Origin of the sequence: Burkholderia sp. AU4i (genome assembly GCF_000466765.1) — a bacterium.
Classification (GTDB): Bacteria; Pseudomonadota; Gammaproteobacteria; order Burkholderiales; family Burkholderiaceae; genus Burkholderia; species Burkholderia cepacia.
The window spans coordinates 1-26,352 of sequence record NZ_ASSI01000036.1 but is presented as its reverse complement, the minus strand read 5'-3'; the positions used below and the strand labels follow the sequence as shown (position 1 = coordinate 26,352).

The following is a 26,352-nucleotide window of genomic DNA, read 5'->3' as shown; positions in this document are numbered from 1 at the left end:
GCCACGCGGGGAGATGCGTGGCGAGGCCCTACGCGACGGCCTCGGCGGCCGGCGCGACGCTGCGGCCGCGATCGGCGGCGCACGCGTCCTCGAGGATCATGTCGGACGCCTTCTCGGCGACCATCACGATCGGCACGTTGGTATTGCCCGATACGAGGGTCGGCATGATCGAGCAGTCGACCACGCGCAGCCCGCGCGTGCCGTACACGCGCAGCCGCTCGTCGACGACCGCGAGCGGATCGCTCGCGACGCCCATTTTCGCCGTACCGGACGGATGAAAGATCGTCTGCCCGTATTCCCGGCAGAACTCGAGCAGCTCGTCGTCCGTCTGCGCGTCCGCGCCCGGCCGCACCTCGCGCTTCATCAGCGACGCCATCGGCTCGGTGGCCGCGACGCGTCGCGCGAAGCGCACGCCGGCCACCGTCGTGCGGCGGTCGCGCTCGGTGTCGAGATAGTTCGGCTGGATCGACGGCGCGTCGCGCGCATCGTCGGTGCGGATTCGCACGGTGCCGCGCGATTCGGGCCGCAGCTGGCAGATCGAATACGTGCAGCCGGGAAACGGATGCACGCTGCCGCCCGCCGAATCCGCCGACAGCGTCGAGAAATGGAACTGGATGTCGGGCGTCGCCGATTCGTCCGGCAGCGCACGGCAGAACATCCCGCCCTGGTTGATGCCGATCGCGAGCGGGCCGCCGCGGAACAGCGCCCATTGCAGCCCCATCTTCGCGCGGCCGACCCACGAATGCAGTTCGTCGTTGGTCGTGATCGGTTTCGTCACTTCATGGATCAGACGAATCTGCAGATGATCCTGCAGGTTTTCGCCGACGCCCGCCCGATCGGCGACGACCGGAATCCCGTGCCGGCCCAGCAGCGCGGCCGGCCCGACGCCCGACACCTGCAGCAGTTGCGGCGACTGCAGCGCGCCGGCCGCGAGGATCACCTCGCGCCGCGCACGCACGTCGTGAACCTTGCCGTGCTGCACGTACCGCACGCCGGACGCCTGCGTGCCGTCGAACAGCACCTTCAGCGCCTGCGCATCGGTTTCGACATGCAGGTTCGGCCGCCCGCGCGCGGGCTTCAGGTAGGCCACCGCGGTCGAGCAGCGCAGCCCGTTGCGCGTGGTGAGCTGGTAGTAGCCCACGCCTTCCTGGTCGCCCGTGTTGAAATCGTCGACGGTGCGCACGCCGAGCCGGTTCGACGCGGCGACGAACGCATCGACGAGTTCGTGCCGCTGCCGGATCGCGGAAGCCCACAGCGGGCCGCCGGTGCCGCGCGTGGGCCCTTCGCCGAGCGTGTTGTGTTCGAGCTTGCGGAAATACGGCAGGCACTCGCGCCAGCTCCAGCCGCGATTGCCGAGCGCCGCCCAGTGATCGTAGTCCTGCTGCTGCCCGCGCACGTAGATCAGCCCGTTGATCGAGCTGCAGCCGCCGAGCGTGCGGCCGCGCGGCCAGTACAGGCGGCGGTTGTGCATGTTCGGATCGGGATCGGTGTGGAAGCCCCAGTTGTACACGGGGTGGAACATCGTCTTGCCGTAGCCGATCGGCACGTGGATCCACATATAGCGGTCGGCGGGGCCGGCTTCCAGCAGGCACACCGTATGGCGGCCGCCGTCGGACAGGCGGTTGGCGAGGACGCAACCGGCCGATCCCGCGCCGACCACGACATAGTCGAAGCTGCGTGTCATTCCGTGTCTCCGTTCCGGGGTTTTGAAAAAACCGGTATGTTTCGTCCAAATTTATTGAGCACACGGAACACGTACAAGCCGATTTATTGTCCACGCGGCGAATGTGGTACAAAAACCGTTCAATTCGTTTCATTTCCATCGCACACACACCATCCCGGGACGCACGCCGATCCCGACGGAGGAGACACATGCGCGAACCTGCCCCCGCGCTGCCCGACGGCGCGCCCGCCGACGACGCGCGTGTGCTGCGCGCCCTCGCCGTGCTCGAAGCGCTCGCGTCGGCCGGCCAGCCGTACACGCTGTCGCAGCTCGCCGCGCGGCTGCATATCCCGAAGGCGACGCTGCTGCGGCTGATCGAGTCGCTGGAGGCGCGCGGCTACGTGATCCACATGCCCGACTCGCGCGGCCACGACCGCGGCATCGCGCTCGGCCCGCGCGCCGCGCAGTTCGCGCTCGCGGCGCTGTCGAACAACACCTTCACGCGCGGCTGCCGCTCGGTGCTGCGCGCGCTCGTCGACGTGCTCGGCGAAACCTGCAACCTCACCGCGCTCGACGGCGACACGGTGCTGTACGTCGAACGCGTCGAGACGACCGAGCCGCTGCGGCTCGAGATGCGGCCCGGCATGCGCGTGCCGCTGCACTGCACGGCGAGCGGCAAGCTGTTTTTGTCGCAGATGAATGCGCTGGAGCGCAACGCGATGCTCGCGCGGCTCACGCTGAAGAAGATGACTTACCGGACGCTGACCGATGCGCAGCTGCTCGCGGCCGAGCTCGACCGGCTCGCCGCGCGCGGCGTCGGCATCGACAACGAGGAATTCGTGCGCGGGATGGTGGCCGTCGCGGTGCCGGTGAAGGATGCGGCGAGCGGCCGCGTGCTTGCGGCGCTCGCCGTGCATGCGCCGACCGCGCGGGCGACGCTCAACGATTTGCTGGAGAACGTGCCGAAAATGCGCGACGCGGCAACGAGGCTCGCCCCGCTGCTGCAGGCGGCCGATGGCGCACCGGCGGCTTGAAGCGGCCGCGCGCGGTCATGCGGTCATGCGGTCATGCGGTCGTGCGGTCGTGCGGTCGTGCGGTCGTGCGGTCACGCATTCACGCATTCACGCATTCACGCATTCACGCATTCACGCATTCACGCATTCACGCGTTCAAGCGTTCAAGCGTTCAAGCGTTCAAGCGTTCAAGCGTTCAAGCGTTCAAGCGTTCAAGCGTTCAAGCGTTCAAGCGAGGTGATAACGCAGCCAGAAAGTTTCGCGGCACGCGTTGTCGAACGTGATCCGCGTCGGGCCGATCGATTGCGCATCGGGATGGCGAAGCACGTCGTAGTCGATCCAGCACTCGGCGCACAGCAGGTCGGACGGCGCGCGGTCCTGCTCGACCGAGCGGCGCACGATCGCGCCGTTGTCGAAGCGGTATTCGGTTTCGTCGCGCGTGACCTCGACGTCGTCGTCGATCCAGCGGTCGTGCGACGTGGCATGCGACACGATCGACACCGGGCCCGCGAGCCCGTGGATCGCGGCGACGTAGGAAATGAGCTTGTCCATGGCGAGGCGGCGAACGGAAGGATGGCCGCCTCGCGCAACATCGATGGCACGAGGCGGCCCGAGCGGCGAGTATAGCCGCGCACCGATGACCTTGCCGCCCGTGGGGTTTCGCGCGCTACGCCTCCAGCGCGAGCAACGCGAACGTCGCGAGCCAGTGCTCGCCCATGTAGTCGCCGGCCACGTGCGCGAGCGCGCTCGCGAGGTGCCGGCCGGCCGCATCGAGCAGCTTCGCGCGCCGCGCGTCGCCTTCCGGCAGCGCACCGGCGAGCGCGCGCTGGCACCACGCGCGGCTCAGGTTCAACCCGTCGAGGTGAGCGATCTTGCCGTCGCTGCGATCGCTGACCGTCGCCGGCTCGAACAGCGTCGCCGGCTCGCCGCGCGCGAGATCGGGCAGGAAGCGCGCGAACCAGCCGTCGAATTCGGCGGCCGGCAGCACGCGCCGCATCAGCTCGGCCTCCATCAGCGCGGGCGACAGGAATTCGTCGCCCGACGGCTCCCACGCCTGGCACGCGACGTCGTTCAGGTGCCAGCGCTTCGCGGTATCGACGATCAGCGCCGCGAGCCCGTCGCGCTGCGTGTCGCGCGCGAAGTCGAGCGTGAGCGCCAGCGCGAACGCGGTGTTGAAGTGCGTGCCGACGCGCAGCGGATAGGTCGCTTTCGGCAGGAAGGTCTCGAAGCGCGACACGAACAGGTCGGTGAGCGGTGCCATCGTCTTCGCCCAGCGCGCGGCCTGCGGCAGCGCGCCCCTCAGCGCGAGCCGCTCGAGCTGCGCGGCGAGCGCGAGCAGCCACGCCCAGCCGTAAGGCCGCTCGAAGCCGCTGTTGTGCGGCAGCGCGAGGTACGCCCGCTCGCCGGCGACGTTCGCATCGGTGAAGTGCGCATCGACGATCGCGACGATGCGTTCGGCCTCCGGCAACGCCGGGTAGTGTTCGAGCACGCGCAGCACGAGCCAGTAGCCGTGCACGCACGAGTGCCAGTCGTAGCTGCCGTAGAAGATCGGGTGCAGCGCGCGCGGCCCCTGCACATCTTGCGGGCCGGCGAGCGAATGCGTGAGCTTGTTCGGATATTCGCGGGTCAGGTGCGCGAGCGCGAGCGACGCGAACTTCGACGCGAGTTCGGGGGTGAGTCGGTCGGTCATGAGGATCTCGTCCATCGAGTCAGAAGCGGAATGCGAACGCATACATCAGCAGCGTGTTCACGGCGAGCAGCAGCACGGCGGTCGGCCACTGCGCCTTGATCACGCCGTTCTTGTCCTTCAGTTCGAGCAGCGCCGCCGGCACGATGTTGAAGTTCGCGGCCATCGGCGTCATCAGCGTACCGCAGAAGCCGCTCAGCATCCCGATCGCGCCGACGATCGCCGGGTTGCCGTGGAACTGGTGGACGATCAGCGGCAGGCCGATGCCGGCCGTCATCACGGGGAACGCGGCGAAGCCGTTGCCCATGATCATCGTGAACAGAGCCATGCCCACCGTATAGGCCGCGACCACCGCGAACGGCGAATCGATCGGCACCCACGCCTTCACGAGCCCCGACACCACGCCGCCGACACCCGCGACGGCGAACAGCGCGCCGAGCGCCGCGAGCATCTGCGGCAGGATCGCGGCCCAGCCGACCGCATCCATCGTATGGCGTGCCTCCCTCACCGCATGCACCGGCGAATCGCGCAGCATCGCGAGCGCGACGACGAACGCGACGAGCGTGCCGAGCACGAGCGAGATCAGCGTCACGCTCTTCTGGTCGACGAACGGCACGAGCTTCAGCGCGAACGTGCCGATCAGCGTGACGACCGGAATCAGCAGCGCGGGCAGGAACAGCCGGTTGCCGAAGCGCTGCGCGAGTGTCTCGCGGCGCACGGCCGCCGCTTCGCCGGCTTCGTCGGACTTGCCGCGCCCGAGCTTGCCGGAGCCCGCGATCACCGCGAGCGCGATCGCGAGGCAGCCCGTCACGAAGTGCGGCAGCAGCGCGCCGAACAGGAACGTGACCGCGTAGATCGCCCAGAACGCGAAATTGACGACGCGGCGCGGGTTCGTGCGGTCCGTCAGATTGAAGCACGCGAACGCGGCGAACATCAGCCCCGCGAGCGTGTACAGCGATTCGAGGCCGATCATCGCGCGCCCTCCTGCTTCACCAGGCCGAAGCCGCGCGTGAGCCGGCGGTCGAGCAGCGCGAGGCGCGTGCAGTGGATCAGCAGCGCGGCGATCGCGGTCGGGATCGCCCACACCGACAGGTGCAGCGGTTCGATGGAAATCCCGTTCTGTTCGAGAAAGCCCTTGATCAGCAGGATCGACTGGATCGCGATGAAGATGTCCTCGCCGAAGAACACGGCGACGTTGTCGACGCCCGACGCATGCGCGCGGATCTGCTGGCGCACCGCTTCGGGCAGCTCGCCGTGCCGGTTGACCGCGGCGGCCTCGGCCATCGGCGCGATCAGCGGCCGCACCATCTGCGCATGGCCGCCGAGCGACGTGAGGCCGAGCGCGGCCGTCGCCTGGCGCAGCACGAAGTACAGCATCAGCACGCGGCCGGTGGTGGCCGCCTGCACACGCGAGATCATCCGCTTCGCCTGCTCCTTGAGCCCGTTGCGCTCGAGCAGCGCGATCACCGGCAGCGTCAGCCAGATGAGCCCCATGTAGCGGTTTTCGGTGAACGCCTTGCCGAACGCGCTGACGATGTCGACGAGATTCAGCCCGCCCGCCAGCCCCGTCGCGAGCCCCGCGATCGTGACCACCAGCAGCGCATTGAAGCGCAGCGCAAAACCGATCACGACGATCGGCACCCCAATCAGCACCAGCATTGCTCCTCCTTGTATCGGACGCGCGGCGCCTTGGCAACGCACCGCCTGCCCGGTTTGGACCGGGCTCTGACGGCGCAATCTAGCACGAGACTTTATCGATAAAAAGTCGACAATTTGCTGCTTCGGGTAAACGTTGAAGTGTGCGGACACCGTGCCCGGGCCATGTGTCGGCGATGTTTCATCCGAGGAATCGGCGGCTGGCCGGCCGGCACGGACGCACCGGTCGCGGCACGCGCGTGGCCGCCCCGGAGGGCGGCGTGCGACGGGCCGCCGCGCGTGGCGGAGCCCCGGTGCGCCGACTAAACTGGAAAGCATCGGCAACAGACGGGAGAGCCGCCATGATTGACGTATTCCAGACCATCGGCAGCCGTGCGTTCTCCGCTCATCTGGCGAAGGACGGGATGGTGACGCTGATGGAGCAACGCCATGAGGTCGATCGCGTGACGCTCGCGACCGCGTATGCCGCGCTCGTCGAGGAAACCGAGCAGGAAGACGACCTGCTCGACGCGACGGTCGAAGGCATGATGCGCGCGCTGATCCAGGGGTACGCGCGCAGCCATTGACGGCGCGGCCGGTTTCCTCCGGCGCCCGCCGAAGCGGACCACGGGCCCGCGCGGGCGCTACGCGGCCGGCGTCCCGGCGCCCATGTCGAACCACCGGCCCGCGCGCAGTTGCCGGTAGTCGGCCTGCGTGAAGATCCTCAGCAGGTTCGCGACCGCGCCGTTGCTGGCGCGGTCGAGTGCCGTCATGAAGGCTTCGACTTCGTCGCGGCCGGCAAACAGGATCGTGCGGAAGTGGCGTTCGCGTTCCGCGTCGGACAGGTTCGTCGCGCTCAGCTGGCAGGGATGATGAAGCGCCGCGAACAGGAAGTAGTAGCGCTCGGCGTCGTCGCGCAGCACGCGCACCGCGTCGGGTTCGACCGGGAAATCGCGGTGGAACGACGCGTGTCCGCTCTCGATGTAGATCCGGTACAGCAACCGGCCGTCATGCTCGGTCACGATCGGCGCCCCCGGGTCGCGGCTGACGAGTACGGTGTCGGGCACGGCCATCCTGAGTTCTCCCCGTCTTTTTCTTCGAAGCCGCCACGGTAACATGCCGGCTTCCGCGGCCTGCCGTGCCGAAACCGCACGACCGTGCACGCACGCGCGGGCTGGCCCGATTCCGCCGCCCGCCGCACAGCCATAGAGGAAACGCACTGAATCGGCGCAATGCGCAAATTTTTCGATTGCCGCCGCCCGCGCCGCATGACAGCATTCGGGGCGTCGCCAACCGAAAAGAATGCCGTGCCGTCCGGCCGCCGATGCCGCCCGGCGGCGCCGAACAGGCCCCCTCCTTCCATGAACCCGGCCCACCTCCAGTATCACGAACCGACCGGAGAATTCCGCTTGTGAACATCGGCATCGTCAACGACCTCCCGCTTGCCGTCGAGGCGATGCGCCGCGCGATCGCGCGACGGCCCGAGCACCGCGTGCTGTGGGTCGCGACCGACGGCGCGCAAGCCGTCGAACTATGCGCCACGCAGCCGCCCGACGTCGTGCTGATGGACCTGATCATGCCGAAATTCGACGGGATCGAAGCGACGCGGCGGATCATGCGATCCGAACGACCGTGCGCGATCCTGATCGTGACGAGCTGCATCGGCGCGAACGCGTGGCGCGTGTTCGAGGCGATGGGCGCCGGCGCGCTCGACGCGGTCGATACGCCGCGGCTCGGCGACGGTTCGGCCGGCGACACGACCCGGCTGCTGCTCGCGAAGATCGACCAGATCGGCCGGCTGCTCGAAAGCCGTTCCGCGGCGCTCGTGCCGCCGGGGCCCGCGCCCGAGCGCGGCCAGCCGACGCTCGTCGCGATCGGCGCATCGGCGGGCGGGCCGACCGCGCTGACCGCGCTGCTGCGCGCGCTGCCGGCCGACTTTCCGGCGGCGATCGTGATCATCCAGCATGTCGACCAGGCGTTCGCGCTCGGGATGGCCGAGTGGCTCGACGGCTATACGCGGCTGCCGGTGCGCGTCGCGCGGCAGGGCAGCGTGCCGCAGGCCGGCGAGGTGCTGCTCGCGGCGACCAACGATCACCTTTACCTGTCGCCGCGCGGCGTGCTCGGCTATACGCGGCATCCGGTCGAGACACCGTACCGGCCGTCGATCGACGTGTTCTTCAACAGCGTCGCCGACGGCTGGCAGGGCGAAGCGTTCGGCGTGCTGCTGACGGGCATGGGGCGCGACGGTGCGCTCGGCCTGAAGGCGATGCGCGCGAAGGGCTGCCACACGATCGCGCAGGACGAAGCGACGAGCGCCGTGTACGGAATGCCGAAGGCGGCCGCCGCGATCGGGGCGGCGTCGGCGATCCTGCCGCTCGAACGGATCGCGCCCCAGCTGATCTCGCGCATCACGCGTCCGCTGCGCGACTGACGGGCGCTCGAGGGGCCGGCGACACCGTCCCGTTCCGCTGCGCCGGCGGCCGCATTGCGGGCGGCGCGGGGCGTCGCGTACTCGCGTACTCGCGTACTCGCGTACTCGCGTACAATGGCGGCCTGCGGAGATGGCATGCCTCCCTGCGGTCGTACGCGGCGCGTTGCGCACGGTGCGACCCTCAACCGCCGGTAAGCCCGGCTGATGATGCCTGCGTGTTCCTGGGTCGTCAGGAGGTCGCAGGCCGTCCATGCGGTATTCTGCCGCCCAGGTTTTGATGTTCCGTCGAATCTGGAAATCATGTTCTTCACGACTTCTGCCGATCTTCTCGCGACCGTGCGCTACGTGTGCCGCTGGCTCGCGCTCTCGGCCCTGCTTGGCGCACTGGCCGGCACGGCTTCCGCCTTGTTCCTGATCGCGCTCGACTGGGCGACCGGCACGCGCGTCGCGCATCCGTGGCTGCTGTGGGGGCTGCCGGCGGCCGGTTTCGCGACCGGCTGGATCTACCATCGCTTCGGCCAGTCCGTCGCGCGCGGCAACAACCTGCTGATCGACGAGATCCACGACCCGAAGGCGCTCGTGCCGAAACGGATGGCGCCGCTCGTGCTCGTCGCGACCGTCGTCACGCACCTGTTCGGCGGCTCGGCCGGCCGCGAGGGCACGGCCGTGCAGATGGGCGGCGCGCTCGCCGATCGCGTCACGCACGTGTTCCGTCTCGATCGCGAACATCGCCGTGTGCTGCTGATGGGCGGCATCGCGGCCGGTTTCGCATCGGTGTTCGGCACGCCGCTCGCGGGCGCCGTGTTCGGGCTCGAGGTGCTGGCGATCGGGCGCGTGCGGTACGACGCGCTGCTGACCTGTGTCGCGTCGGCGATCGTCGCGGACGTCGTCTGTCGCGCGTGGGGCGTGCATCACACGGCCTATGCGATTCCGTTCGTGCCGGCCGTGTCGGCGACGGGGCTGGCCGTGACGGTCGTCGCGGGCGTGGCGTTCGGTGTGGTCGGGCGGCTGTTCGCGTTCGCGACGCATGCGCTGACAGCGTGGTTCCGCCGCGTCATCCGTTATGCGCCGCTGCAGCCGGTACTCGGCGGCCTGCTGGTCGCCGCGGCTGCGACCGCGTTGAACGTGCCGCAGTATCTCGGCCTCGGCATCCCGACGATCGAGGCCGCGTTTCACGGCCCGTTGCCGCTCTACGACTTCGCAGGCAAGTTCGCGTTCACCGTCGTCACGCTCGCGTCGGGGTTCAAGGGCGGCGAAGTGACGCCGCTGTTCTACATCGGCGCGACGCTCGGCAACGCGCTCGGCCAGGTGCTGGCGCTGCCGGTGCCCGTGCTCGCGGGGCTCGGCTTCGTCGCGGTGTTCGCGGGCGCGGCCAACACGCCGATCGCGTCGACGATCATGGCGATCGAACTGTTCGGCGCGGATATCGGCGTGTATGCGATCGTCGCGTGTGTCGTTGCGTATCTGTTCTCGGGGCACGCGGGGATCTATCGCGCGCAGCGCGTGGCGGTGGGCAAGGGCGCGCAGGCCGAAGCCGAATGACACGGGCGAGGCAAGGTGATGCGGTTTCCCGCCTTCATGCGCCTGAACTGCAGGCGGTTCTCGAGCGACGGCACGCCCGACCGCGTGGCGGGCGACATCGAACGCTTCATCGTGGCGTCGATGCCGTCGAATGAACACGATCCGTGTCCGGTCGCGGGCGGCGGCCCGACGCATCCATGCGGCACCCGCGGTGCCGGAAACTGGGAGCACGACATTCAATGACGCTGGAAGACTTTCTGATCGAAGCGCGGCGCCTCGCCAGGCCATGCCGTCAATATCGCTTCGCGAGTGGCGGTGAACCCGTCACCGGCTACTGGCACGGTGTTGAAGCAGGCGCGCCGTGCGTCTCCATCGAGCGGGACGGCACCTGGCTGAACGTGTATCTCGACGAGGGCGGGACTTCGGGCCGCGTGGAACCCGCCGCGCAACCCGTCCGGTCGGAACGCCCGCTGTGCCGATCCGACGCGACGTCGCTCCCGCCGGTCGACGCGGTGTTCCGCTTCGGCTCAGCCGCGATCGACGCCTATCTCGACGCGCACGGCTGGCAACGCGACTGGGGATTCAACGGCAACTTCAAGGGCATCGCGGCACACGACTACGAGCGTGAGTGGATGGCGCAATGCCCGCTCTACACGGGCGGGGTGGTCGCCGTCTCGGGCGGGTGGAACATGCACTGGCCCGACGACGACGAACCGGTCGATCTCGATCTCGTCCTCTGGACGTTCGAGGAAGCGGAGCCGTGGGTCGAGGTGTTTTGCGACGGCGGCCGGTACTCGGTGATCCAGCGGATCACCTAGCGCGTCGGCATCCGTTACGGCTTCGGCAGGCGCGCGACATGGCGCGCCAGCAGCTCCTCGATATCGATGCCTTTTTCGGCCAGCAACGCCGTGACGACACCGTTCAGTTCGCCGAGCGTTTCCTTGACCGATTCCCGGATCGTGTCCACGACCACCTGCGTGCTGCGCTCGATCTCGATGTTGACCGTGTCGTTGACGCCCTTCGCATCGAAGGTCGTCGCGCGTCGCGTTTCGGGAATCAGCCAGACATCGAACCAGCCTTCGTCGCGGTTGACGTCGGACACCGTCAGGCTGCAGCCGTTGATCGCGATATAACCCTTCGCGAACACGTACCGCTTGAATGCGTCCGGCACGCCGATGCGCACCATCCGGTTATGCTCGGACGATGCGATGTGCCGGATGGTCCCGGTGAAGTCGACATGGCCGGACAGCGGATGCCCGCCGATCTCCGCGCCGTCCTTCGCGGCCCGCTCCACGTTGATCCGCGCGCCTGTCGTGAGCTCGGCCAGCGTGGTGATTTTCAGGCTCGGCAGCATCACGTCGAAGTCGATCAGTTCCGGCGAATGGATGGTCGTCACCGTCAGGCAGACGCCGTCGACCGAGACGCTGGCGCCGATCTCGATGTCGTCGGTAAACCGTTCCGGGAATTCGATGCTGAAGGTTCTCAGTTCCCCGTGGTCGGCGATGGTCTTGATGGTGGCAACGCCCTGGACAATTCCTGTAAACATGGTCGATCCCTTGTCGCAAACTTGCTGGCCCACATGATAAGGGATACCGGAAGAGGCGGCCTTGCGGCGCGCGGCTTCCGGAGGGGCGGGCGGAATTCGCGGCCGAAAAAAAGGCCGTGCACCTGGCACGGCCTCGATCCGGATCCATTTGTCGACGCGCGCCGGCGGTGATGACCGCACCACCGGCGCGCGTCGCGCCTTTCTTGCGTCACGCCTCGGCCGGCTCGCCGAGCGGCCCGGCACGATTGTCCGCCGTGCGCCGCGGCGAATCGGCGAGCCCCTTCGCGAGTTCCAGCGCCTGCCGCTCGAACAGCCGGCGATAGATGCCGCCGTCGATGCGGATCAGCGCGTCGTGGCTGCCTTCCTCGATCACCTTGCCGCGGTCGAGCACCAGCAGCCGGTCGAGCGCGCGCACGGTCGACAGCCGGTGTGCGACCACCAGCGTCGTGCGGCCGACCATCAGCCGCTCCATCGCCTGCTGGATCAGCAGCTCGCTTTCGCTGTCGAGGCTCGACGTGGCTTCGTCGAGGATCAGGATCGGCGCATCGGCGAGGAACGCGCGCGCGATCGCGACCCGCTGGCGTTCGCCGCCCGACAGCTTGATCCCGCGTTCGCCGACCAGTGTGTCATAACCGTCCGGCAGCGCGGCGATGAAGTCGTGCGCGCTGGCGAGCCGCGCGGCGCGCTCGATGTCGGCCCGGCTCGCGTCGGGGCGTGCATACGCGATGTTCTCGGCGAGCGTGCGGTGGAACAGCACGGGCTCCTGCTGGACGATCGCGATCTGGCTGCGCAGCGAATCCTGCCGGACCTGCGCGATGTCCTGGCCGTCGATCGTGATGCGGCCGCCCGACACGTCGTACAGGCGCTGGATCAGCTTGATGAACGTCGTCTTGCCCGACCCCGAGTGGCCGACGAGGCCCACCCGCTCGCCCGGCGCGATGCGCATCGAGAAATCGTCGTACAGCGGCACCGGATGATTGCCGTAGCGGAACGTCACGTGCTCGAAGCGGATCTCGCCTTGCCCGATCCGGATGGCCGGCGCGCCGGGACGATCGTCGATGTCGAGCGGCTGGCGTTCGAGCGCGACGAGTTCTTCCATGTCGTTCACCGAGCGCTGCAGGTTGCGGATGTGCATGCCGACGTCGCGCAGGTAGCCCTGCAGCATGAAGAACATCGTCAGCGCGAACGCGATGTCGCCGACGCTCGCCTCGTCGTTCGCCCACAGCCGCAGCGCGACGCCGATCATCGCGGCCTGCATCGCGACGAGCATCGCGCCCTGCAACCCGCCGTTGAGCGTGCCGCGCACCCACGTGCGGCGCGTGCGTTGCCGCCATTTGCCGATCACGCGGGCGAGCCGCGCTTCCTCGCGCGTTTCCGCGCCGAACGCCTTCACGACCGCGTTGCAGCTCACGGCATCGGCGAGCGCGCCGCCCATGCGCGTATCCCACAGGTTGCCGAGCCGGGCGGCCGGCGCGACGATGCCGAGCGACACCGCAACCGTCACCGTGATGTACAGCAGCGAACCCGCGCCGACGACGAGCCCCATCACGGGCCAGTGCGTGCCGAGCAGCACGGTTGCGCCGACGAGCATCGTGACCGACGGCAACAGCGCGATCAGCACGGTGTCGTTCAGCAGGTCGAGCGCCCAGATGCCGCGCGTGATCTTGCGCACGGTCGAGCCCGCGAAGCTGTTCGCGTGCCAGTCGGTCGAGAAGCGCTGCACGCGATGGAACGATGCGGCCGCGATCTCGCTCATCATCTTCAGCGTGAGCGTGATGATGTTCAGGTAGACGCCTTGTCGCAGCACCGTCGCGCCGAGGCCGAGCGCGGCGAGCGTGCCGAACGCGACGAGGGCCGCATGCCACGCGGCGGCGCGGTCGGTCAGCCCGGTCGACAGCGCGTCGACGAGGCGGCCGGCGAACAGCGGCGTGAGCACGTCGGCGAGCGCGGCGAGCAGCGCGAGGCTCGCGACCGTGGCGGTGCGTGCCGGCTGCTTGCGCCAGTAACGGAAGGTGAAGCCGAAGACGGCCTGGAATGCCTGGCCGCCCAGATGGGTGGTTTTTCTGGTCATGTGTCGTTGCCCGGCGCATCGCGCGACGGGGCTTTCCGGTTGGGCGAACATCGAAAACGCAACAGCCGGGCCGCGCGGAAACCGTGCGGCGAAACGAAACGGGGCTGTCGGGAAACGGCGCGGCTGACGGGTTAGCGGAAAACTCGGGAGCCGGCGCGGACGGCGGGCTGGATCAGCTGCGCCGTGGGACCACGTTCGGGAAGGATGCTGGCATTCGGAACATCTGCACCTCCCCTGAAGTGAACGGTTGAAAGGACGCCGAAAAGACGTGGAAATGATTCTATCAGCAGCGCCGGGCGCCCTGCAACGTCTGACGAATGCGGCGTTGCAGCGTCGATACGGTTAGTATTCAGGGCTTTGGCCCTTCTTTTGCGGGCCTTCCACAGTGCGGCCGCGCAGGGGCCGGCACACGCATCGATTACACTTCGACGTTTGCGGCGCACCGCGCCGAGACCCTCGCAGATTCACCACGATACATTCCTGAGGAAACGATGAGCGACGTTCAGCAAGGCATCCTGACCCCGATCGATACGGCGGCCCGATACCTCACTTTCACGATGTCGAACGACGGCAATGTGGCGGCGGCGCTGGCCGCGCTGCGCGAGATCGTCGACGGACGCGACACGGTCGTCGGGTTCGGGCATGCGCTGGCGGCGCACCTCGGGCACCCGGTGCCGGGCCTGACCGGATTCCCGGCGTTCGCGGTGAAGGACCGCACGCTGCCGGCGACACCGGCCGACGTGTGGGTCTGGCTTCGCGGCGACGATCGCGGCGAGATCGTGCTGCGCGCGCGGGCGATCGAACGCGCGCTGGCGCCGGCGTTCGCGTTGCAGGATGCGGTCGACGGTTTCCGCTATTCGAACGATCGCGACCTGTCCGGCTACGAGGACGGCACCGAGAACCCGGAAGGCGACGAAGCCGTGGCCGCGGCGATCGTGACCGGGCAGGGCGCGGGGCTCGACGGTGCGAGCTTCGTCGCGGTCCAGCAATGGCTGCACGACTTCGAGCAGATGGAGCGCATTCCGTCGGGCGACATGGACAACATCATCGGGCGCCGCCGCTCGGACAACGAAGAACTCGACGACGCACCCGAGTTCGCGCACGTGAAGCGCACCGCGCAGGAAAGCTTCGAGCCCGAAGCGTTCATGCTGCGCCGTTCGTCGCCGTGGTCGGACGCGCGCCGCGCGGGCCTCTACTTCGTGGCGTTCGGCTGCTCGTTCCGCGCGTTCGACGTGCAGATGCGCCGGATGAGCGGCGCGGAAGACGGGATCGTCGACGGCCTGTTCCGCTTCACGCGGCCGTTGACGGGCGCGTATTTCTGGTGCCCGCCGATGAAGGACGGCAAGCTCGACCTGTCCGCGCTCGGACTGTAAGCGCCTGACGGTGTCGACGAACGGGGGGCCGCGCATCGTGCGCGGCCCCCCGTTTCCTTTTGCGCGGCGATTTGCGCGGCGCTCGTGTGTCGTGTGCGTTGCGTGTCAGTTCAACGTCGTGTCGATCCGCGTGCCGCGCTTGATGAACTGCGTGACCGGCGTCTTCTCGCAGATTTCGGCGAGGCGCTGGCGTTGCGCATCGTCGAGCGGGCCGTCGAGCGTCACGACACGGCGCACGTACTGCGTGCCGTCGCGATCGGCGTGCAGCTCGGTGCGCACGTCGATACGCGCGGCCGGCCACGCCTTGCGCTGCATGTACATGCGCAGCGTCGCGGCCGTGCATTGCGCGAGGCCGGCCAGCACGAATTCATAGGGCGCCGGCCCGCGATCCTGGCCGCCCTCGCGTGGGGCTTCGTCGCCGGTCAGCGCGTGGGTGCCGGCCTGAAGCTGGACGACGTAATCGGGCGCATCGGCGTCGAGGACGGCGGCGGCGTGGATGAGCGACATGGCAAGTCTCCGGTCAGCGGGAAAAGGAAATAGGGAGTCGGGAAGCGGAAAGTGGACGCCGCGCGGCGGCGCGCAGCCGTCAGCATACCGCCCCGATGGCGATGGCGATGGCGATGGCGATGGCTCGCGCGATGCGGCTACGCGTCCGCGCCGCCGGCACTGCTGCGCACGAGCGCGGCGATGCGCTCGCGTACCCACTGGTGCGCACGATCGGCGTCGCGCGATTCGTGCCAGTACGCGAGGAGCGGGAACGGCTTGAGCCGCAACGGCAGCGGCCACACGACGATCGGCAGCATCGCGGCCATCCGCAACGCATAGGTGTGCGGCAACGTGACCAGCAGGTTGCCGGTCGCGGCGATCTGGCACGCGGCGAAATAGTGCTGACAGGTGAGCCGGATATCGCGAAAGCGGCCGTCGTTGCCGAGCAGCACGTCGAGCGATTGCGGCTCGCCGAGCGACGACACCGCGACATGCTGCGCCGCGAAATAGTCGCCGCGCCGCAACGGCTCGCGCGCAAGCGGATGATCGCGGCGCAGTGCGACGACGAGCGAATCGTCGAGCAGGTGTTCGGTGGCGATGCGCGGGCCGGTCGGCACGCGGCGATCGACGGCGAGATCGAGATTGCCCGATGCGAGTTCGCGTTCGATCCCGGCTACCGCGATGCGCCGGCTCACGAGCCGCAGGCCCGGCGCTTCGTCGGCGAACGCCGCGACGATCCGCGGCAGCGCGATCGATTCGAGCACGTCGCGAATGCCCACCGCGATGCTCAGGTCGAGCGTCGCGGGATCGAATGCCGACGGCGCGCGCGCGGTGCCTTGCAGGCCCTTCAGGTGCAGTTGCACGTCCGTGATGATCGAGCGCGTGCGTTCGGTTGCGACCACACGGTTGCCCTGGCGCACGAACAGTGGATCGTCGAAATGCGCGCGCAGCCGGTTGAGCGCGTGCGTGACGGCCGGCTGCGTGAGATGCAGCGCGCGGGCGGCCGCGCCGATGCCGCCATGCACGTAGACGGCGTCGAGCACGCGAAACAGGTTCAGGTCGAGACGATGGTCGGCGGGCACGGGGCGCGGGTGGCGTGGTGAATGGTGGAGCGATTCTAAAGGATGCGCAGGCAACGGATACGCGGGCTTTCCTGCGTGGCGATCGGCGGCATTGAATACATGGGGATATCGTTTGCGCCGATATTCGGCGGTGCATTTATCCGGATACCCGCCGCAATTCGTCGTCATGAAAATGCGCGGATTTCGATGCACATGATCGCAACAATTGGCGATATCGGCCCGTGCAATTCCGCACCGGCCCACCAGCAACCCCTGGCAGCCTGTAGTAATCCGCCATCATGCTGTCCACCTCGGCCATTTCGCGCCAAAGCCGTGACCCGTTCGGCTAAGATGCCGTCGCTTCATATTTCGGGATAGCCGTCCTGTCGCACGCATTCAAACCAAATATAAGCCTGACAGTTCGACGGTATTAGAAGAAGTCGAAACAAGTCGGGGGCTTGGCCAGTGAATGCAGCAGATCAGAGATGGGTCGTTATCTATTTGAGTACGGGGTTTTCGTTGGCCCAGGCCGCGCGTATTGGCGAGGCTTTCAACCTGGCGAATCGCCTGCACGCATACAGTGCCGACTACCAGTTGAAGTACGTATCCGAAAGCGGGGGGCTGTTGCAGTCGTCGTCCGGGGTGAGCATCGCGGCCGATCCGCTCGGCGACGAGCACGGTCGCCGCGCGCTCGCGTTCTTTCATCTTCACGGCGACCGTGCGGCCGTCAATTGGGACGACGCATTGCAGCGTCGCCTCACCGACATCCGCCGCCACGCGCGCTGGATCGTCGACGCGATGGATCTGCCGACGCTCGCGGCCATGCAGCGACCGTCGGCGGCGATCGAAGGGCGGCCGGGCCGGGCCGGCCGCCGGGTCGCCACGACGGTCGAGTTGCAGGCCGGCGAAGCCGACGTGTTCGCCGCGGTGCTCGACATGTTCCGCGTCGATCTCGGCGACGGCGCCGCGCAGGAGATCGCCAGCAACATGCTGCGGCCGGTCGAGCAACGCTATGCGCAGTCGATGTGGGCCTTTCGCGAGCTGAGCGCGAGCCCGTCGATCCGGATGTCGGCGCAGCGGCTGCGCGCGCAGAGCGTGAACCGCATCTCGATCGCGAACGCCGCGCAGGCCGCCGCGATGAGCGAGCGCAATTTCCTGCGGCGCTTCAAGAAGGAGATCGGCGTGACGCCGACCGAATTCGTCCAGCACGTGCGGCTCGAGCGCGCCTGCCACATGCTGGTCCACACGACGCTGCCGGCCGACAAGGTCGCGCGCCGCACCGGGTTCGGCAGCGGCGAGCGGCTCGCGAAGCTGTTCCGCCAGCGCATGCTGATGTCGCCGACCGAATATCGCGTTTCCGAGCGTGAACGGATCCTCACCCGCGGTGCGCCGACACCCGATGCGCACGGGGAGGCCTGCGACGGTGCCGGGGAGCCATGCGCCGCGTGCGCCGCCGCGCGGGAAAAAAAAGGACGGATACCCGTAGAATCGTCCTGTCGCGATTTCGATCCCCGGTTTCCATGTCCTTCCTCCCCACCACTGCCACCGCCCCTTTCTGCCCGTCGGAAGTAAAGGGCAGCATCACGATCGATGCCGGCGCGCCGCGCTGGCAGAAGCTCAAGCGCTTCTTCGGCCCCGGCCTGCTGGTCGCGATCGGCTACATGGATCCCGGCAACTGGGCGACCGACATCCAGGCCGGCTCGCAGTTCGGTTATTCGCTGCTGTGGGTCGTCGCGTTCTCGAGCCTCGCGGCGATCTTCCTGCAGATGCTCGCGGCGCGGCTCGGCCTCGTGGCGGGCAGGGATCTCGCGCAGGCCAGCTACGACCGCTACGGGCGGGTCGGCCGCATCGTGCAGTGGGTGACCGCCGAGGTGTCGATCATCGCGTGCGACATCGCGGAAGTCCTCGGCTGCGCGCTCGCGTTCAAGCTGCTGCTCGGCGTGCCGCTCGCGTGGGGGATCGTGCTGACCGCGCTCGACACGGTGATCGTGCTCGGCCTGCAGGGCAAGGGGTTCCGGCAGATCGAGGCGATCGTGCTCGCGCTGATCGCGACGATGGCGTTCTGCTTCGTCGCGCAGGTCGCGATCACGCCGCCCGACTGGCACGCGGTGGCCGGCGGGCTGGTGCCGGGCGATCCGGGCCACGACCGCAAGGACGCGATCGTGCTCGCGCTCGGCATCGTCGGCGCGACGATCATGCCGCACAACCTGTACCTGCACTCGTCGGTCGTGCAGACGCGGCGCGTGGTCGGCGGCGCGCGCGGGGTGATCCGCGACACGCTCGCGCTGGTGCGCATCGATACCTGCGTGTCGCTGTTCGTCGCGATGCTCGTCAACGCGGCGATCCTGATCGTCGCGGGCGCGGCCTTCCATGCGACGGGCCAGCACAACGTGACCGACATCGAGCAGGCCTACAACCTGATTACGCCGATCGCGGGCGGCGCGGCCGCGTTGCTGTTCGGCATCGCGCTGCTCGCGTCGGGGCAGAGTTCGACGCTCACCGGCACGATCGCCGGCCAGGTGATCATGGACGGCTTCCTGCATACGAAGATTCCGTGCTACCAGCGCCGGCTGATCACGCGCGGGCTCGCGCTCGTGCCCGCGCTGATCGGCGTGCTGTGGCTCGGCGACGGCTCGGTCGGGAAACTGCTCGTGTGGAGCCAGGTGCTGCTGAGCCTGCAGCTGCCGTTCGCGATGTGGCCGCTGATCCGCTCGGTCAGCGATCGCAACACGATGGGCGAGCACACGATCGGGCGCGGGATGCAGGCCGCCGCGTGGGCGCTGTTCGTCGTCATCACCGGCACGAACCTGCTGCTGATTACCGGTGTCGCGGGCTGATACAGCCTGTCACAGGCTGACACAGTCGCGCGGCGCGCATGCGGTAAACTGCGGCCTTTCGATCGTCGTCCGAAGTCCGTTATGTGGAGTGAAATCAGCAACATCGGCGATGCCGCGCTGACCTTGCCGATCGCGCTGACCTGCGCGGCCTGGCTCGCGCTGACCGACTGGCGCCTCGCCGCCCGCTGGGGCGTGCTGCTCGCCGCCGGCATGGGCGTCGTCGGCGCCACGAAGATCCTGTATGCCGGGTGCGGCATCGAGCTTCCGCAATTCGATTTCCGCGTGATCAGCGGCCATACGATGCTGTCGACGTCGGTGTGGACCGTCGCGCTGTCGATGCTGTGGCAGGCGTTCCGGCCGGGCAAGGTGCCCGGCATCGCGGCCGGGCTGGCCATCGGCGCGGTCACGGCCGTCGCGCGCGTGTTCGATCATTCGCATACCGTTCCTGAAGTGATCGTCGGCTGGATGCTCGGCGCGCTGGTCGCGCTGGTGTTCCTGCGCGGCTACGACGGTGTGCGGCAGCGCGCATTCTCGCCGCGCGTCGCGGCCGTCTGCCTGCTGCTCGTGTCCGGCATCGCGTACGGGCACCGCGCGCCGTTCCAGCAGATGATCGACACGCATTCGCCGCAACTCTGCGCGTTCGTGCGCGCGCCGTCGGGCGACGGCTTCTGACGGTCGCCGGCCGCAGCGCCCCGGCGCCGCTTTCCTGCCGCATTCGCCCGGCGGTTGCACGATTCCACGCCGCCCGTCTTCCCGATTGCTTCCTCGCCTGCGCGGAACCCGACCCGCGCCATGACACGATTCGACGAACCGGCCGGTCTGCGTGACCGGCCGCGCCGGCTTGCACGTGCGTGCCGATACGCGAAGGTCATGAGCCCAGCCTATGACCGGGCATAACGAAGATTCATTTCATCGATCGGCGGCATTCGCGTACGCTGGCTGTCGTTCAACCGGGGCGGGCTGCCCGGCGTGTCCGGCGCGCGCCACGCTCATCTCGATATACTCGCGGAAACCGTGCGGCGCCTCGTGATGGCGGCGAAGGGTCAACCGGCCCGCGCTGGCGGGAACCGGCACGGAACATCCGTCGCGGCAGCGTTCCGCGGCGACGATTCACGATAGGAGCAGGTCACATGACAGTCGTTTCTTCGCGCCTTGCCGGCAAGTGCGCATACATCACGGGCGCCGCGGGCGGCCTCGGCCGCGCGATCGCGCGCCGGATGGTCGAGCAGGGCGCGCGCGTGTTCGTGACCGACATCGCCGACGCGGCGGTGCTCGACGCGTTCGCGCAGGAACTCAACGCGGGCCATGCGGCGCCGGTCGCGTTCGCCGCGACGCAGGACGTGCGCGACGAAGCGCGCTGGCAGGCGCTGCTCGCGCAGGCGGTCGACGCGATGGGCGGGCTGTCGGTGCTCGTCAACAACGCGGGCGTCGGCTCGATCGGCTCGCCCGCGCAAATCGAGCTGGACGAATGGCGGCGCGTGATGGCGATCAACGTCGAGAGCATCGTGCTCGGCTGCAAGCATGCGCTGTCGTATCTGGCCGAAAGCCATCCCGCGTCGATCATCAACATCTCGTCGGTCGCCGCGTTCAAGGTCGAACCGGATTTCACCGCGTACAACGCGTCGAAAGCAGCCGTCGCATCGCTCACGAAGTCGGTCGCGATCGACTGCGCGCGCCGTGAGATCGACGTGCGCTGCAATTCGATTCACCCGGCGTTCATCCGCACGGGCATCGTCGAGCCGCTGTTCCAGTCGCTCGGCGAACGCGACGCGACGCGCAAGCTCGCGCGGGGCATTCCGCTGCGCCGGCTCGGCGAGCCGGACGACGTCGCGCACGCGGCCGTTTATCTCGCGTCCGACGAGAGCCGCTTCGTGACGGCCGCCGAACTCGTGATCGACGGCGGCATGTGCGCGGTCTGACGCGCATCCCGAACCACAACGATTGGAGGAGAACAGCATGTCCACACCCGTGAACCGCCAACTGCTGCTGAAGACGCGCCCGGAAGGGCGGGTCGGCCGCGAACATTTCTCGCTCGTCGAAGCGCCCGTGCCGGCGCTCGCGGACGGCGAGGTGCTCGTGCGCGTGCTGTACCTGTCGATGGACCCGACCAACCGCGTGTGGATGAGCGACGTGCCGCAATACCTGCCGCCGGTGGCGATCGGCGAGGTGATGCGTGCGCTCGGCATCGGGCGCGTGGTGGCGTCGCGCAACGCGGGTTTCGCGGAAGGCGATCTCGTGCAGGGGCTCGTCGGCTGGCAGGACTATGCGGTCGTGCCGGCCGACCAGGCCGCGCAGCTCGTGAAGCTGCCCGCGCAGTCGGGCCTGCCACTGCCGACGCTGCTCGGTGCGTGCGGGATGAGCGGGCTGACCGCGTATTACGGGCTGACCGACATCGCGCCGGTGCAGCCGGGCGAGACGCTCGTGGTGTCGGCGGCGGCCGGTTCGGTCGGCTCGATCGCCGGCCAGATCGGCAAGATCCACGGCGCGCGCGTGGTCGGTATCGCGGGCGGTGCGGACAAGTGCCGCTACCTGACCGAGACGCTCGGCTTCGATGCGGCCGTCGACTACAAGGCCGACGATTTCCGTCAGCAGCTGAAGGCCGCGACGCCGGACGGCGTGCACGTGAATTTCGAGAACGTCGGCGGCGAGGTGATGCGCGCGGTACTGTCGCGGATGGTGATCGGCGGGCGCGTCGCGCTGTGCGGCGTGATCTCGAACTACAACAGCGGCCGTGCGGCGGACGACGTCGGCGTGCTGATCTCGAAGCGGCTGACGATGCGCGGCTTCCTGATCCTCGACTATCGCAAGAGCCGCGAGGCCGTGCAGACGCTCTCGGGCTGGCTGCGCGACGGCCGGCTCAAGGCCGAGGAGACGGTCGCAGACGGTCTCGAAAACGCGCCCGACGTGCTGAATCGCCTGTTCGACGGCGATCATCGCGGCAAGCTCGTGCTGCGCGTCGATCCGGACGCGTGAGCGGCCCGCGACTCGGCGTGCGATGCCGTTCGCACGCTGCCGCGAGAGGGTGTCGACCGCGAGGCGTTCGATCAATCGCGCCCAAGTTTCGGACTTGTCTCATGTATTGTCGGGGCGTGTCTCCCTAAAGTGATTGCCAGCAGATGGCGGCGTGACCGACGCGTCACGCCGCCTTTTTTTCTGGCTACACGGAAGAGGAGCATGAACATGCGAAACGACGCGAAGCGGGCGGCATCGGCGGCGACGCGCAATCGAACGGTGCGGCGCGCCAGTCCTGTGCCGAGGATCGCGATCGGGCTTGGTGTTGCATTGGCGATGTCGAATGCAATGGCGGCCGGGCATGCCGCGCCGGGCGGTATCGTGCGGTTTGCCGGTGCGCTCGTCGATCTCTACGACGTGACGCTCGACGCGCGGTCGGGCGTGGTGGCCCCGGGACGCGAGGTGGCGAGCGGCGGGGCGGTGGCCACGCTTCGGTTCGATGCACATGGCCGGCGCTTGCCGGGGGCTCATGTGGCGCTGGTCGGGCCCGACGGCGCGCCGTTCGTACCGGATGCCGCATCGGGTGTGCGCGCAACGTGGCGCGATGCGCACGACGATCGAAGCGTGCCGCTGGTATCGGGTCACTCGTATCGTGTGGGTCCGCATGGCGGCGTGATGACGCTCGCGGCGGATGACGCGACGGGCGCCGTGGCGCCCGTCGTGATCCGCATTCGTCATCCGTGACGGCGCGCGTCGGCAGGGGCGTGGCACGTGGCCACGCGTTGCGTCATTCGTTCTGTTCGGCGCGTGCGTAGATGTCCCAACTCGCCATGAACAGCGCGGCGACGAGCGGCCCGATCACGAAGCCGGTGATGCCGAACAGCGCCATCCCGCCAAGCGTCGAGATCAGCACGACCCAGTCGGGCATCTTCGTGTCCTTGCCGACGAGGATCGGGCGCAGCAGGTTGTCGACGAGACCGATCACGCCCACGCAGAACGCGACGAGGATCGCGCATTTCCACACCGCGCCGATCATCAGGAAGTAGAGCGCGGCCGGCACCCAGACGAGGCTCGCGCCGATCGCGGGCAGCAGCGACAGGAACGCCATCAGCGCGCCCCACAGCACGACGCCTTCGATCCCGAGGATCCAGAAGATCAGGCCGCCGAGCGCGCCCTGCACGAGCGCGACCGCGATGTTGCCCTTCACCGTCGCGCGCACGACCGTCGTGAACTTGGCCAGCAGCAGGTTCTTGTGCTCGTCGTCGAGCGGCAGCGCGCGGCGCACGCGGCGGCCGATCTCGCCGCCGTCGCGCAGCAGGAAGAACACCATGTAGAGCATCACGCCGAAGCTCACGACGAACTGGAAGGTGTTCTGGCCGATGCTGAGCGCCTGGGTTGCCGCGAGCTGGCTGATCTGAGCGGCGCCATCGGTCAGCTTCTTCTGGATGCCCGGGAGGTTGCTCAGGCCGTATTTCTGCAGCAGATGCTGGATCGACGTAGGCAGCGCGTGGATGATGTCCTGGAAGTACTGCGAATAGTTCGGCTGCGCGGTCTTGATTTCCTGGTACACGTACGCGATTTCCTGCACGAGCGTCGCGGCGACGAACACGAGCGGCAGGATCACGATCAGCACGATCAGCGACAGCGTCACGAGCGCGGCCAGATTGCGCCGCTTGCCGAAGCGTGCGGCGAGCCACCGCTGCACGGGCTGGAAGAGGATCGCCAGTATGGTGCCCCAGAACACGGCGCCGGAAAACGGCGTGAGAATCCAGCAGAGTCCGACGGTGACCGCGGCCAGCAGGAAATAGAAGAATTTTTGGTGGTCGTGTCCGCTATCCATGGATGACATTCGCGCAGATTGATGCGTGGTTTGATTGAATCTCGTTGCCCCGTGCGCGATCGGTTCGCGATCGTCACGGGTTCACGGCGCAACGCGCTGCGGGCGGCCATCCGCCGGGCGGCCCGAACCGGAGTATGCCCGCAAAGGTGCCGCCATCATAGCGGCTGCGCGCGGCACATGCGAAAACGCCGCGGCCGGGGCCGCGGCGCTGCCGGGAAGCAAACGCGGCGCAACGCCGCGTGCCGCATCGTCAGATGTTGAGCTTCGTGACCTTCGTGCCGTTCACCGACAGGTCGCCCATCAGGCCGGCGTTGGTCAGGATCAGCACCTCGACCGGTGCGGTGGCCGTGTTGGAGTCGACCGCGCCGTTCGCGCCGACCTTCACGACCGCGACCGACGCGTCGGCGCCGGCCGACCAGCCTTCGGACTTGCGGAACGAGTCGAGCGCATCCTGCGTCATGAACAGGAACACGACCGCCTTCGACTGCGCGCCGGCCTGCAGGCCGACCGACAGCGACGACGTGTTGTAGTAGCCGACCGTGCTGCCGCCGACGCGCAGCGCGCCGTTGCCCGACTGGCCGCCGACGATGAAGCCGGCCTGCAGCACGCTCGGGAACACGAGCACGCCGCGCGATTTCGCGACGAGTTCACGCGAGCCCGGCACCGTCGAATAGAGGCGCGAGAGCGTCGCGTTGACGCTGGCGTCGATCGACTGGCGCTTCGACGCGCTGGCCGCGGCGCCTTCCGGCTTGTCCGGCGTGGTCGTGCAGCCGGCGAGCGCGAGGCTGCCGAGCAGGACGGCGGCGGCGGCTTTCATGGCAAAGGTCTTCTGCATGGCGTTTCTCCTTCTTTGTCTGATTGAGGACGGACGGGGCGGGCGTCGGAACGGCCGGCTCCGTTCAACGGCGGGCAAGGAGCAGGCCCGCAACGAACGCGAGGCCGGCAACGACGCCGGCGGTTTGCCACGGGTTGTCTTGCACGACCTGCGACACGCGTTCGGCGGAATCGCGCAGCCGGGCGGCTGCGCTGCCCGACGCATGGTCGAGCGCGCCGCGTGCTTCATCGAGCCTGGATTGCACGCGCTTGCGCAGCGCGGCAATATCGCCGTCGCCGTCGTTTTTCAGCAGATCTTCGAGTTCATCGACCAGCCCGCGCAGATCGTCGGTGACGTCGGCATGCAGGTCGCGGGCGGCCGAGCGCGTCGTGCGTCCCACGCGCCGGCCCGTGCGACGAATGTCGGACAGGCCGCGGTCCAGCTTGTGTTCGATCGAGTCAGTGAGCGCCATGGTGTTTATCCTCCTTCGATTCAAGGCCAATTTGAAGATAAGACGAATCCCAGCAACTAATGTGATTCACTTGGCCCGGTTGAGTTTCGAGACAAATTTTCAATTCGTTGGCGGATTTGCCGGAAAGCCCCGCCACGCGGGGCCGCGCGAAGATTGAAAAAAATTCTCAAATGGGCGAAACGCGTGCAACAAGAAGCGATACGAAGTGAATGTCCGGTAAATATGGCGTCGCCCGGGGTACCAGGTAAATAGTGCCATTGCAGGCGATGGGCTGATGCAAATGCACTAATCGACGCTGTACGGGCGAGCAGGGTTTGTGCCTGCGGCCGGCATTCGCGAGCCGTTGTCCAGTGCAAGGTCGACGACGACGGGATCGTGGTCCGACGATCGATACGCGTCGGGTGCGTAATAGGACGACCGATGTGCGGCCGTTTTGTAATCGGGCACGGGTTGCAGTGCAGACGGTTCATCGGCGTTGATGTGCCAGACGTGCACGGCTTTGACGCGCGCGGTCAGGGCCGGCGTCGCGAGCGCGTGATCGAGGCTGCCGGCCTCGCCGCGAAATACGTAGCTGTACGCAGTATCGCCGACGAAGCGCGCCACCAGGTTCGCGTAGCCGCGCGATTCGAGCGCGCGAACCGGATCTTCCTTCGCATAGCTGTTCAGGTCGCCGACCAGCAGTACGCCATCGGCCGCGGCGCCTGTCGGCGATCCGGCGAGCCAGCCGGCGATGCGCACGGCGGCCCGCGTGCGCGCCGCGTTCCAGCAGCCCTGGCCGTCCGACCTGTCGAGATCGGCGCCGGTCGCGTTCGGGCAGTTCTTCGATTTCAGGTGATTGACCGCGACCGTCAACGCGCGCGTGCCGCCGATGCGCCGGAATGTCTGCGCGAGCGGCGGGCGATGCCGGCCGCCGAGCGAGACGGTCGCGGCGCGGCCGACCGGCTCGACCG

Annotated in this window: 27 protein-coding genes and 1 riboswitch; of the genes, 13 read left to right on the top strand and 14 right to left on the bottom strand. The window is 68.1% G+C overall.

The genetic code is table 11. The annotated features are described in order from the left end of the window. Positions 1 to 28 precede the first annotated feature (28 nt). Complete coding sequence (locus tag L810_RS06865; protein ID WP_021157625.1) at positions 29 to 1,684, bottom strand: GMC family oxidoreductase; 1,656 nt, start codon at positions 1,682 to 1,684, stop codon at positions 29 to 31. Between the two features lie 188 nt (positions 1,685 to 1,872). Here L810_RS06865 and L810_RS06860 point away from each other — a divergent pair, with 188 nt between their 5' ends. After that, the gene (locus tag L810_RS06860) at positions 1,873 to 2,697 is read left to right on the top strand and encodes an IclR family transcriptional regulator (RefSeq protein WP_021157624.1); all 825 of its coding nucleotides are present in this window, start codon (positions 1,873 to 1,875) and stop codon (positions 2,695 to 2,697) included. A gap of 207 nt (positions 2,698 to 2,904) precedes the next feature. Here L810_RS06860 and L810_RS06855 read toward each other — a convergent pair whose 3' ends face one another. The 4 genes from L810_RS06855 to L810_RS06840 all read right to left on the bottom strand — a co-directional run bounded on the left by L810_RS06855 (position 2,905) and on the right by L810_RS06840 (position 6,022). Continuing rightward, complete coding sequence (locus tag L810_RS06855; protein WP_021157623.1) at positions 2,905 to 3,228, bottom strand: hypothetical protein; 324 nt, start codon at positions 3,226 to 3,228, stop codon at positions 2,905 to 2,907. A gap of 115 nt (positions 3,229 to 3,343) precedes the next feature. Further along, the gene (locus tag L810_RS06850) at positions 3,344 to 4,366 is read right to left on the bottom strand and encodes a DUF2891 domain-containing protein (protein ID WP_042973625.1); all 1,023 of its coding nucleotides are present in this window, start codon (positions 4,364 to 4,366) and stop codon (positions 3,344 to 3,346) included. A gap of 19 nt (positions 4,367 to 4,385) precedes the next feature. Continuing rightward, positions 4,386 to 5,336, bottom strand: a complete 951-nt coding sequence (locus L810_RS06845) for a DUF979 domain-containing protein (protein WP_021157621.1) — start codon at positions 5,334 to 5,336, stop codon at positions 4,386 to 4,388. Continuing rightward, positions 5,333 to 6,022: a DUF969 domain-containing protein gene (locus L810_RS06840; RefSeq protein ID WP_021157620.1), complete on the bottom strand. Its 690-nt coding sequence runs from the start codon at positions 6,020 to 6,022 to the stop codon at positions 5,333 to 5,335. Before L810_RS06840 ends, L810_RS06845 begins: the two co-directional genes overlap by 4 nt. A 338-nt stretch (positions 6,023 to 6,360) precedes the next feature. Between L810_RS06840 and L810_RS06835 the strand changes: the two genes are divergently transcribed. After that, positions 6,361 to 6,585, top strand: a complete 225-nt coding sequence (locus L810_RS06835) for a hypothetical protein (RefSeq protein ID WP_021157619.1) — start codon at positions 6,361 to 6,363, stop codon at positions 6,583 to 6,585. A gap of 57 nt (positions 6,586 to 6,642) precedes the next feature. Here L810_RS06835 and L810_RS06830 read toward each other — a convergent pair whose 3' ends face one another. Then, on the bottom strand, positions 6,643 to 7,071 hold the full coding sequence (locus L810_RS06830; protein WP_042973619.1) for a hypothetical protein: 429 nt from the start codon (positions 7,069 to 7,071) through the stop codon (positions 6,643 to 6,645). Between the two features lie 338 nt (positions 7,072 to 7,409). Here L810_RS06830 and L810_RS06825 point away from each other — a divergent pair, with 338 nt between their 5' ends. From L810_RS06825 to L810_RS06810, 4 genes are all read left to right on the top strand, one after another. After that, positions 7,410 to 8,429: a chemotaxis response regulator protein-glutamate methylesterase gene (locus L810_RS06825; RefSeq protein WP_021157618.1), complete on the top strand. Its 1,020-nt coding sequence runs from the start codon at positions 7,410 to 7,412 to the stop codon at positions 8,427 to 8,429. A gap of 117 nt (positions 8,430 to 8,546) precedes the next feature. Next, positions 8,547 to 8,650: riboswitch (Fluoride riboswitch) on the top strand. A 79-nt stretch (positions 8,651 to 8,729) separates the two neighbouring features. Next, positions 8,730 to 9,971, top strand: coding sequence for a voltage-gated chloride channel family protein (locus L810_RS06820; protein ID WP_021157617.1), 1,242 nt, complete (start codon positions 8,730 to 8,732; stop codon positions 9,969 to 9,971). Between the two features lie 18 nt (positions 9,972 to 9,989). Further along, positions 9,990 to 10,193 carry a hypothetical protein gene (locus L810_RS48360; RefSeq protein WP_021157616.1) on the top strand — a complete coding sequence of 68 codons (204 nt, stop codon included), beginning with the start codon at positions 9,990 to 9,992 and terminating at the stop codon, positions 10,191 to 10,193. Further along, positions 10,190 to 10,768, top strand: coding sequence for a hypothetical protein (locus tag L810_RS06810; RefSeq protein WP_021157615.1), 579 nt, complete (start codon positions 10,190 to 10,192; stop codon positions 10,766 to 10,768). Before L810_RS48360 ends, L810_RS06810 begins: the two co-directional genes overlap by 4 nt. A gap of 14 nt (positions 10,769 to 10,782) precedes the next feature. Here L810_RS06810 and L810_RS06805 read toward each other — a convergent pair whose 3' ends face one another. Together L810_RS06805 and L810_RS06800 are read right to left on the bottom strand one after the other, a co-directional pair. Then, positions 10,783 to 11,496: a riboflavin synthase gene (locus L810_RS06805; RefSeq protein ID WP_021157614.1), complete on the bottom strand. Its 714-nt coding sequence runs from the start codon at positions 11,494 to 11,496 to the stop codon at positions 10,783 to 10,785. 208 nt (positions 11,497 to 11,704) lie between these two features. Further along, a complete protein-coding gene (locus L810_RS06800; protein ID WP_021157613.1) occupies positions 11,705 to 13,567 on the bottom strand; it encodes an ABC transporter ATP-binding protein in 1,863 nt (620 codons plus the stop codon). 491 nt (positions 13,568 to 14,058) lie between these two features. On the opposite strand from L810_RS06800, the gene L810_RS06795 reads away from it, so the two are divergent. Further along, positions 14,059 to 14,940 carry a Dyp-type peroxidase gene (locus tag L810_RS06795; RefSeq protein ID WP_021157611.1) on the top strand — a complete coding sequence of 294 codons (882 nt, stop codon included), beginning with the start codon at positions 14,059 to 14,061 and terminating at the stop codon, positions 14,938 to 14,940. Positions 14,941 to 15,045: 105 nt separating this feature from the next. Here L810_RS06795 and L810_RS06790 read toward each other — a convergent pair whose 3' ends face one another. Together L810_RS06790 and L810_RS06785 are read right to left on the bottom strand one after the other, a co-directional pair. Further along, on the bottom strand, positions 15,046 to 15,447 hold the full coding sequence (locus L810_RS06790; RefSeq protein ID WP_021157610.1) for an OsmC family protein: 402 nt from the start codon (positions 15,445 to 15,447) through the stop codon (positions 15,046 to 15,048). A gap of 137 nt (positions 15,448 to 15,584) precedes the next feature. Continuing rightward, entirely contained in the window at positions 15,585 to 16,508 is a 924-nt protein-coding gene (locus tag L810_RS06785) for a LysR family transcriptional regulator (protein WP_021157609.1), read from the bottom strand. Between the two features lie 498 nt (positions 16,509 to 17,006). Between L810_RS06785 and L810_RS06780 the strand changes: the two genes are divergently transcribed. The 6 genes from L810_RS06780 to L810_RS06755 all read left to right on the top strand — a co-directional run bounded on the left by L810_RS06780 (position 17,007) and on the right by L810_RS06755 (position 23,020). Continuing rightward, positions 17,007 to 18,059, top strand: coding sequence for a helix-turn-helix domain-containing protein (locus tag L810_RS06780; RefSeq protein ID WP_021157608.1), 1,053 nt, complete (start codon positions 17,007 to 17,009; stop codon positions 18,057 to 18,059). Further along, entirely contained in the window at positions 18,008 to 19,324 is a 1,317-nt protein-coding gene (locus L810_RS06775; RefSeq protein ID WP_042973617.1) for an Nramp family divalent metal transporter, read from the top strand. Before L810_RS06780 ends, L810_RS06775 begins: the two co-directional genes overlap by 52 nt. Positions 19,325 to 19,405: 81 nt before the next feature. After that, a complete protein-coding gene (locus tag L810_RS06770) occupies positions 19,406 to 19,996 on the top strand; it encodes a phosphatase PAP2 family protein (RefSeq protein ID WP_021157606.1) in 591 nt (196 codons plus the stop codon). Between the two features lie 458 nt (positions 19,997 to 20,454). Then, positions 20,455 to 21,243 (top strand): SDR family oxidoreductase, encoded by a 789-nt coding sequence (locus tag L810_RS06765; RefSeq protein ID WP_021157604.1) that lies wholly within the window; start codon positions 20,455 to 20,457, stop codon positions 21,241 to 21,243. A 37-nt stretch (positions 21,244 to 21,280) separates the two neighbouring features. Further along, positions 21,281 to 22,297 carry an NADP-dependent oxidoreductase gene (locus L810_RS06760; protein ID WP_021157603.1) on the top strand — a complete coding sequence of 339 codons (1,017 nt, stop codon included), beginning with the start codon at positions 21,281 to 21,283 and terminating at the stop codon, positions 22,295 to 22,297. Between the two features lie 207 nt (positions 22,298 to 22,504). Beyond that, the gene (locus L810_RS06755; RefSeq protein WP_021157602.1) at positions 22,505 to 23,020 is read left to right on the top strand and encodes a hypothetical protein; all 516 of its coding nucleotides are present in this window, start codon (positions 22,505 to 22,507) and stop codon (positions 23,018 to 23,020) included. A gap of 43 nt (positions 23,021 to 23,063) precedes the next feature. Here the strand turns inward: L810_RS06755 and L810_RS06750 are convergent, their stop codons facing one another. The 4 genes from L810_RS06750 to L810_RS48065 form a co-directional block, all read right to left on the bottom strand. Further along, positions 23,064 to 24,116 (bottom strand): AI-2E family transporter, encoded by a 1,053-nt coding sequence (locus tag L810_RS06750; protein WP_042973615.1) that lies wholly within the window; start codon positions 24,114 to 24,116, stop codon positions 23,064 to 23,066. A 250-nt stretch (positions 24,117 to 24,366) separates the two neighbouring features. Further along, on the bottom strand, positions 24,367 to 24,951 hold the full coding sequence (locus L810_RS06745) for a BPSL1445 family SYLF domain-containing lipoprotein (RefSeq protein WP_021157601.1): 585 nt from the start codon (positions 24,949 to 24,951) through the stop codon (positions 24,367 to 24,369). Between the two features lie 64 nt (positions 24,952 to 25,015). Further along, positions 25,016 to 25,402, bottom strand: a complete 387-nt coding sequence (locus L810_RS06740) for a DUF883 family protein (protein ID WP_021157600.1) — start codon at positions 25,400 to 25,402, stop codon at positions 25,016 to 25,018. Positions 25,403 to 25,687: 285 nt separating this feature from the next. Next, positions 25,688 to 26,352 (bottom strand): endonuclease/exonuclease/phosphatase family protein (locus tag L810_RS48065; RefSeq protein ID WP_042973612.1); only part of this gene is annotated, 665 nt, incomplete at its 5' end.